This is a genomic window from Mesorhizobium sp. M0048 (genome assembly GCF_040323405.1).
Taxonomy (GTDB): domain Bacteria; phylum Pseudomonadota; class Alphaproteobacteria; order Rhizobiales; family Rhizobiaceae; genus Mesorhizobium.
The window spans coordinates 1-7,188 of sequence record NZ_JAMYUV010000095.1; the positions used below are offsets into that span (position 1 = coordinate 1).

A 7,188-nucleotide genomic window follows, 5' to 3' on the forward strand; every position below is an offset into this window, starting at 1 on the left:
GAGCTGATCGTGCCGATCGCCATGGAAGAGAAGCTGCGCTTCGCCATCCGTGAAGGCGGCCGCACCGTCGGTGCCGGCATCGTCGTCACCATCAAAGAGTAATCGCCGGCGCTGCCGGTTGAGATCGGATGCAAAGGGGCGGTCTTCGGGCCGCCCTTTTGATTCTGATATTCTGGCAATGGATTAACCGCATTGCTTCAAATCCTGTTGCAAGCGCCTCTGCCATAACTAGTATAGGTTGCATCGAGGGGGGCTGCCCGAATGGTTCCATGGCGCCGTTTGCATAGTCAGGCATGGTGGTCGCTAGGGCTGATCTGCCTGGTGTCGTTGCTTGCCATGGGCCACGCTGCCTTCGCAGCGGATGCAAAGAAATCCACGCCGGAAAAATCCGCGCCGGATTTCGGCCCGACGATGCGGTTCGTCGTCGTCCGCAGCAGCGCGCCGGGCTGCGAGCCGACCTGTCCGGAATGGATATCGGCGGAAGGCTCGATAGAAGCCGGCACACCGGCCCTGTTCAAACGCGCGCTGAAAGCGCTTGGCGGCCGAAAGCTGCCGATCGTCGTCGATTCCCCCGGCGGCAATGTCGAAGCGGCGCTGACACTTGGTCGCCTGATCCGCAAGAACAAGCTCGATATCGCCGTTGGCAAAACCCGCTTCGTCGGCTGTCTGCCAGATGTGAAGAACTGCAAGGAAAACGACGGCAAGGGCGCCCGTTATTTTGGCAATGCTTATGCCGATGGCGCCATCTGCAATTCCGCCTGTCCGTTGATGTTTTCCGGTGGCATCCGGCGCGTGGTCGGGGAATGGGCCTTTCTCGGCGTCCATCAGATCACCACGACCTATATCCGGACGAAATTGCTGTACCGCACCACTTATCGCATGGTGAAAGGCAAGAAGAAGATACTCAGCACCAGGGTCGTCAGCCGGAAGAACGCCGGCAGCTACAAGACCTATGAGATGAACAAGCCGCTGGAGCGGAAGCTGGCGGCCTATCTGAAGGAGATGGGCGTCGGCCTGGGTGTGCTCGAGACCATGAAAAGCACACCGGCCAGCGGTATCCAGCAATTGGCTCCCTACGACATGCTGCAAATGAATCTCGTCACCAGCCGGGATGCCGTCGACCTGCTGACCGCGCCAACCCTATGCACGTCCGATCCGTTGCCGGCGAGTTGCAGGGAGGTGCCGGCGCCGGCGAATATCACGAAGCCGGCCGGCGAAGTGGTGGCGAAAGCCGAGCCTGCACCCGCAGGGCTCGAAACCCCGCGGCCGAAGGAGGTCGCAGACATGCGCTTCGTCCTGGTCCGCGGCAGCAACCCGCTTTGCAATCCAAACTGCCCGGAATGGATCTCGGCCGAAGGCGCGATTGCGCCTCAGACCCCGCAGAAGCTGCGCCAGTTGCTCGCCATGCTTGGCAACCGACGGCTGCCGGTGGTGGTCAGCTCACAAGGAGGCGACCTGTTCAGTGCTCTGGCGGTGGGGCGACTTATCCACGAAAAGAAGCTCGACATCGCCGTCGCCCGCACCGATTTTGTTGGCTGCGACCCGGGAGAGTGGAGTTGCTTGGCTAAAGAGGGCGCCTATGCCGGCCTGACCGTCGATTCGGGAGCGGTATGCGATTCGGCGTGCGCGCTCATGCTTGCCGGCGGCGTCAGACGGTTTGTCGGTCCGCAAGCGCGGCTCGGCATGTACCTGATGGGACAGCAGCAGATAATTAAGCCCTATCTCGAGGACATGGCGATTGGTCCCGGTCTATTCGCCGCGCTCGAGCAGCGCTCGGTCGAGCGCCAGCTCGAACCCGACCTAATGCTGAAGGTTGGACTGACGACGGGGCCGCAATCGGTGGACGCGCTGACGGGCGCCACCATCTGCAAGCCGTCGCCGAAGCCCGACAACTGCCGCGTTCTGCCGTCCGCCAGCGCCGAGGCAGAGACTCCGGCGAAGCTTTAGCGTAACCTTGCACTGCCCATCGAGGCAGGTTGAGCGGTCGCTCGGTGCTTCCGCTATCGTCCAGCGCGGTTGAAGACCAGCATGGGAGGGATCGCAAATGAGCCAGGATGCCCCGACATTGTTCGAATGGGCCGGTGGCACCGAAGCGCTGAACCGCCTGACCCAAACCTTCTACGACAACGTCTCTCGGGATCCCATCGTCGGGCCGGTGTTCAAGCACATGTCGCCGGACCATCCCGCTCACGTCGCGGCCTTCATCGGCGAAGTTTTCGGTGGACCGAAAACCTACAGCGAAAAGCATGGCGGCCATCGCGAGATGGTGATGCACCATCTCGGCAAGCATCTGACCGAGGAGCAGCGCCGGCGCTGGATCAATCTTCTCGCCGACGCCGCCGACGAGATCGGGCTGCCTGACGATCCCGAATTCCGCTCGGCTTTCATGGCCTATGTCGAATGGGGATCGCGGCTGGCCAGGATGAATTCCAACAAGGGCCCGACCTGCGATCCCGAGACGGAACCAATGCCGGCCTGGGGTTGGGGGGTGCCGGGCGGGCCTTACAAGCCGCCTTCGGGAACCTGACCGCGCGCGAATCGGTCGAAAGCCTGCCGGCCAGGAAAACGGGTGGCTATGGAGGTCTCGGTCCTCCAGGCTAACGGTTTAAAGTCGCCGTCGAATGGCGCGGCCACATTGAAAACCGGAGGCTTTGCGATGAGATCGGAAGGCAAGAAAAATTCAAACAGCGTCTTTGACAGCGACCGCGGAATCCGAAATCCGTTTGGCGTCATGGACGTCCCCACTCCCGACGACGAGGAGGTGTCGGCGTTCGCCGCCGGCGTGAAACTGGAGGGAACTCCAAGCGATGAAAATGCCGAGGCCTGGGGCACCGAAAGCGACCGCGACCGCAACGACACCATCGAAGGCAGCTGGTCCAGCCGTTGGAACGGCGGTGCCGATCCCACGATCCCGGGCGATACCGAGGATAAATGGAAGTCTGGCCGGGGCGAGGTGAAGACGGCGGGAGAGAGGGTTTACCTGCTGTTCGATTGGCATAATGGCGTGCGCAAGGGGCTCATCGATGCCCGGCGCCAGGGTGCGAAAGGGCTGGTGGGAAAATACATCAATCTGACCGACCCGAAAATCGTGCGTCCATGGGTCGGCTTGATCGTCAGCAATCAACGGATCGACGGGAAATGGCCGGGAGGACGCCTGGACTTTCGAAGATGAAGGCCGGGTAGCGCACGTCGCTCTTTACAGAGCGCGCGGAAGCTTTTAGGAAGCGCCTGCTGCGCCGACATGCGCATACGGGCATAGCTCAGTTGGTAGAGCGGCGGTCTCCAAAACCGCAGGTCGTAGGTTCGAGCCCTGCTGCCCGTGCCATTCTTCGAATGGATACCTAAAACGATTCTTTTGCAGTGCGGCCTTTGAAAACCGGCTTGTGACTTGCCATATAGCATAAGTTGCGGCATAAGGGCCGCATAGCCGGGACGGAACGACTGGATGGTTCCGAGGCGGCGTTTGGGCATAAAGCGGACACTTGCCACTTGCGTGGATCAAGAATCGGTTTTATGTAGACGAAACGGACACGCGACGCGTGGAGCTGGGAAGCCGGCTTTACGCGTCTGATTTGCATGGGCGAAATGATTGCGCTGATTCGGCGCGAACGCACGCTCAAGCGGCACGTCCCGGCCAGCGGGATCATCCAGGAGACCCGGCCAACGGGTCTTGCAGACAGAGCGGCATATGGCTTCGAAAACCACAAATCCTTTCACCTTTCTCCAGCAGGTTCGCGCGGAGACCGCCAAGGTCACTTGGCCGTCGCGGCGCGAAACGATGATCTCGACGGTGATGGTCCTTGTGTTCGCGGTCATCGCGATGATCTTTTTCTTTACCGCAGACGTGGCCATGGGCTTTGCGGTCGAAAAAATCCTCGGCCTCGGACAGTAAGTCCGGCGATTACGGAGAAGTCTTGAAATGACCGCGCGGTGGTACATCGTCCACGCCTACTCGAACTTTGAAAAGAAGGTCGCCGAGGACATCGAGAACAAGGCCAAGCAGAAGGGCCTGTCCGCCGACATCGAGCAGATCGTGGTGCCGACCGAGAAGGTCGTCGAGATCCGCCGCGGCCGCAAGGTCGATGCCGAGCGCAAGTTCTTTCCGGGCTATGTGCTGCTGAAAGCCAATCTGACCGATGCCGTGTTCTCGCTCGTCAAGAACACGCCGAAGGTCACCGGTTTCCTGGGCGACTCCAAGCCGGTGCCGATCACCGAAGCCGAAGCCCAGCGTATCCTGAACCAGGTTCAGGAAGGCGTCGAGCGGCCGAAGCCGTCGGTGACGTTCGAGATCGGCGAAGCGATCCGCGTTTCGGATGGACCATTCGCGTCGTTCAACGGTTTCGTCCAGGAAGTGGACGAAGAGCGGGCGCGGCTCAAGGTGGAAGTATCGATCTTCGGGCGCGCCGTGCCGGTCGATCTGGAATTCGGACAGGTCGAGAAGGGCTGATCCGAAATCCCTGCACCGGTTTCGGCGGCAGGGAAGGCGGCGCGGAGATCGCGCGGCCAAAAACGGGTGGGAGGCGAATGCGGCTTTAGCCGGCCGCGCGGACCGCACCACCAGACTGCAACCGCCGGCAAGACCGGCATGAGAAAAGGCAGGAAGAGAGATGGCTAAGAAGATTGCAGGCCAGCTCAAGCTCCAGGTTTCCGCGGGATCGGCCACGCCGTCGCCCCCGATCGGCCCGGCGCTTGGTCAGCGTGGCATCAACATCATGGAGTTCTGCAAGGCGTTCAACGCGCAGACCCAGGAAATGGAAAAGGGTTCGCCGGTTCCGGTCGTCATCACCTACTACCAGGACAAGTCGTTCACCTTTGTCATGAAGACGCCGCCGGTGAGCTATTTCCTGAAGAAGGCCGCCAACCTGAAGTCGGGTTCCAAGGAGCCGGGCAAGCTCAAGGCCGGTACGATCGGCCGCGACAAGGTGCGCGCCATCGCCGAGCAGAAGATGAAGGATCTGAACGCAAACGACGTCGAGGCGGCCATGCGCATGGTCGAGGGCTCCGCCCGCTCGATGGGTCTGGAAGTGGTGGGCTGAGATCATGGCAAAGATTGCAAAGCGTGTATCGAAGACCCGCGAAGGCATCGATCCCAACAAGGCTTACGCTTTGGGTGAGGCGCTGAAGCTGCTCAAGGATCGCTCCTCGGTGAAGTTTGATGAGACCGTCGAGGTCGCGATGAACCTCGGCGTCGATCCCCGCCATGCCGACCAGATGGTCCGCGGCGTGGTCAATCTGCCGAACGGCACCGGCCGCAGCGTTCGCGTCGCCGTGTTCGCGCGCGGCGACAAGGCCGAAGAGGCCAAGGCCGCCGGCGCCGACATCGTCGGAGCCGAGGACCTGGTCGACATCGTCCAGAAGGGCACGATCGACTTTGACCGTTGCATCGCCACGCCGGACATGATGCCGCTGGTCGGCCGTCTCGGCAAAGTGCTCGGTCCGCGCGGCATGATGCCGAACCCGAAGGTCGGCACCGTCACCACTGACGTTGCCGCCGCTGTCAAGGCATCGAAGGGCGGCGCCGTCGAGTTCCGCGTCGAGAAGGCCGGCATCGTTCATGCCGGCGTCGGCAAGGTGTCGTTCGACGTCAAGGCGCTGGAAGAAAACGTCCGCGCCTTCGCAGACGCGGTGACCAGGGCAAAGCCGGCTGGGGCCAAGGGCAACTACGTCAAGAAGGTGTCGGTCACCTCGACGATGGGCCCGGGCCTCAAGCTCGATGTCTCGACGCTCGCAGCGTCCTGATACGAACAATTGGATCGGCCGCTAAAACGCTGATCCGTGAAAGAATTCCGGGCCTCCGACCTGTCGGTGGCCCGGTACCGGAAGTCGAAAGGCTTCCGGACATCCTGTCCGAGATTGCAGGCGGCCCCAAGCCTTAGGTGATGTGGGCCTTAATTCATGTGGGCCTGCATGAGACGGGTGAAGACCGGACAAAGGGGCGAAAGCTCCAATGAAAGGTTCGAACCGTGTTTGCCTTTTGTCTGCGCACCGTCCGGCTAGCCGGCAGGTGTGGCGAAAGGGGGCAGGATCCTCGAGCGTCGTTCGGGAGATCCGTTACTGGATGGCCCGGCCGGCAAAAGGCAACCCGACGCCTGTCCTTCGTAGAGGGCAGGGGTCAACTGGAGATAGGCAGTGGACAGAGCGGAAAAACGCGAACTCGTCACGGGCCTGAATGATGCGTTTTCAAGCGCTGGTTCAGTCGTCGTGGCCCACTACGCCGGTATCACCGTCGCGCAAATGAACGACCTTCGGTCGAAAATGCGCGCCGCCGGTGGCACCGTCAAAGTCGCGAAGAACCGTCTCGCCAAAATCGCTCTTCAGGGCACGGACTCCGCATCGATCATCGAGCTGTTCAAGGGACAGACGCTGATCGCCTATTCGGAGGATCCGATTGCGGCGCCGAAGGTCGCGTCCGATTTCGCCAAGGGAAATGACAAGCTCGTCATTCTCGGTGGCGCAATGGGCACCACCTCGCTCAACGCCGACGGTGTGAAGGCACTCGCCACACTCCCGTCGCTCGATGAGCTGCGCGCCAGGCTGGTTGGCATGATCGCCACGCCGGCAACCCGGATCGCCCAGATCGTCAATGCGCCTGCGGCCTCGGTCGCGCGCGTCATCGGCGCTTACGCCCGGAAGGACGAGGCGGCATGAGGCCGTTCCTCGCTATCACAAACACACGTTCGAACCTTATGAAGGAACATTGCAATGGCTGATCTGGCAAAGATCGTAGACGACCTTTCGAAGCTGACCGTCCTCGAGGCGGCCGAGCTGTCGAAGCTTCTTGAAGAAAAGTGGGGCGTTTCCGCCGCTGCTCCGGTGGCGGTTGCCGCTGCCGGCGGCGCTGCGGCCGCTGCTGCTCCTGTCGAGGAAAAGACGGAATTCGACGTCGTCCTCACCGAGGCAGGCGCTCAGAAGATCAACGTCATCAAGGAAGTTCGCGCCATCACCGGTCTTGGCCTCAAGGAAGCCAAGGACCTGGTCGAGGCGGCTCCGAAGCCGGTCAAGGAAGGCGTTTCCAAGGCCGACGCGGACAAGTTCAAGGCCCAGCTGGAAGCAGCCGGCGCCAAGGTTGAACTGAAGTAAGCGTTGAGTACCGGCGGGCCGCGTCGCGCCCGCCCCCCCACCCCACAACTCAATGGGGGGGGCATATGCCGCAGAGTTCGCAAAACACATTACAGAGGGCCGCCAAAC

General features: G+C 61.6%; 10 protein-coding genes and 1 tRNA gene. All 11 read left to right on the forward strand.

Annotated features, from left to right (window positions below; genetic code table 11):
- Nucleotides 1-102: EF-Tu C-terminal domain-related protein (locus tag NKJ84_RS32520; protein WP_152536282.1), on the forward strand; the 102-nt coding region annotated here is incomplete at its 5' end.
- Nucleotides 103-261: 159 nt separating this feature from the next.
- The gene (locus NKJ84_RS32525) at nucleotides 262-1,947 is read left to right on the forward strand and encodes a COG3904 family protein (RefSeq protein WP_352509925.1); all 1,686 of its coding nucleotides are present in this window, start codon (nucleotides 262-264) and stop codon (nucleotides 1,945-1,947) included.
- Between the two features lie 97 nt (nucleotides 1,948-2,044).
- Complete coding sequence (locus tag NKJ84_RS32530; RefSeq protein ID WP_352509926.1) at nucleotides 2,045-2,527, forward strand: group II truncated hemoglobin; 483 nt, start codon at nucleotides 2,045-2,047, stop codon at nucleotides 2,525-2,527.
- Between the two features lie 48 nt (nucleotides 2,528-2,575).
- Entirely contained in the window at nucleotides 2,576-3,172 is a 597-nt protein-coding gene (locus NKJ84_RS32535; RefSeq protein WP_352509927.1) for a hypothetical protein, read from the forward strand.
- Between the two features lie 77 nt (nucleotides 3,173-3,249).
- Nucleotides 3,250-3,325 (forward strand) — tRNA-Trp (locus tag NKJ84_RS32540).
- Between the two features lie 363 nt (nucleotides 3,326-3,688).
- Nucleotides 3,689-3,892, forward strand: a complete 204-nt coding sequence (secE, locus tag NKJ84_RS32545) for a preprotein translocase subunit SecE (protein WP_023680439.1) — start codon at nucleotides 3,689-3,691, stop codon at nucleotides 3,890-3,892.
- 27 nt (nucleotides 3,893-3,919) lie between these two features.
- The gene (gene nusG, locus NKJ84_RS32550) at nucleotides 3,920-4,447 is read left to right on the forward strand and encodes a transcription termination/antitermination protein NusG (protein WP_006333333.1); all 528 of its coding nucleotides are present in this window, start codon (nucleotides 3,920-3,922) and stop codon (nucleotides 4,445-4,447) included.
- Between the two features lie 160 nt (nucleotides 4,448-4,607).
- Nucleotides 4,608-5,036: a 50S ribosomal protein L11 gene (gene rplK, locus NKJ84_RS32555; protein WP_254817141.1), complete on the forward strand. Its 429-nt coding sequence runs from the start codon at nucleotides 4,608-4,610 to the stop codon at nucleotides 5,034-5,036.
- Nucleotides 5,037-5,040: 4 nt separating this feature from the next.
- The gene (gene rplA / locus NKJ84_RS32560; RefSeq protein WP_254817142.1) at nucleotides 5,041-5,739 is read left to right on the forward strand and encodes a 50S ribosomal protein L1; all 699 of its coding nucleotides are present in this window, start codon (nucleotides 5,041-5,043) and stop codon (nucleotides 5,737-5,739) included.
- Nucleotides 5,740-6,129: 390 nt separating this feature from the next.
- Nucleotides 6,130-6,648, forward strand: a complete 519-nt coding sequence (rplJ, locus tag NKJ84_RS32565) for a 50S ribosomal protein L10 (RefSeq protein ID WP_008875657.1) — start codon at nucleotides 6,130-6,132, stop codon at nucleotides 6,646-6,648.
- 54 nt (nucleotides 6,649-6,702) lie between these two features.
- On the forward strand, nucleotides 6,703-7,080 hold the full coding sequence (rplL, locus tag NKJ84_RS32570; RefSeq protein WP_140752948.1) for a 50S ribosomal protein L7/L12: 378 nt from the start codon (nucleotides 6,703-6,705) through the stop codon (nucleotides 7,078-7,080).
- The last annotated feature ends 108 nt before the right edge of the window (nucleotides 7,081-7,188 follow it).

Excerpts from the sequence above, each read along its gene's own strand:
- NKJ84_RS32530 (WP_352509926.1), top strand. The coding sequence starts at position 2,045 with ATGAGCCAGGATGCCCCGACATTGTTCGAATGGGCCGGTGGCACCGAA.
- rplL (WP_140752948.1), top strand. The coding sequence starts at position 6,703 with ATGGCTGATCTGGCAAAGATCGTAGACGACCTTTCGAAGCTGACCGTC.
- NKJ84_RS32535 (WP_352509927.1), top strand. The coding sequence starts at position 2,576 with ATGGAGGTCTCGGTCCTCCAGGCTAACGGTTTAAAGTCGCCGTCGAAT.
- rplA (WP_254817142.1), top strand. The coding sequence starts at position 5,041 with ATGGCAAAGATTGCAAAGCGTGTATCGAAGACCCGCGAAGGCATCGAT.
- rplK (WP_254817141.1), top strand. The coding sequence starts at position 4,608 with ATGGCTAAGAAGATTGCAGGCCAGCTCAAGCTCCAGGTTTCCGCGGGA.
- NKJ84_RS32525 (WP_352509925.1), top strand. The coding sequence starts at position 262 with ATGGTTCCATGGCGCCGTTTGCATAGTCAGGCATGGTGGTCGCTAGGG.
- nusG (WP_006333333.1), top strand. The coding sequence starts at position 3,920 with ATGACCGCGCGGTGGTACATCGTCCACGCCTACTCGAACTTTGAAAAG.
- secE (WP_023680439.1), top strand. The coding sequence starts at position 3,689 with ATGGCTTCGAAAACCACAAATCCTTTCACCTTTCTCCAGCAGGTTCGC.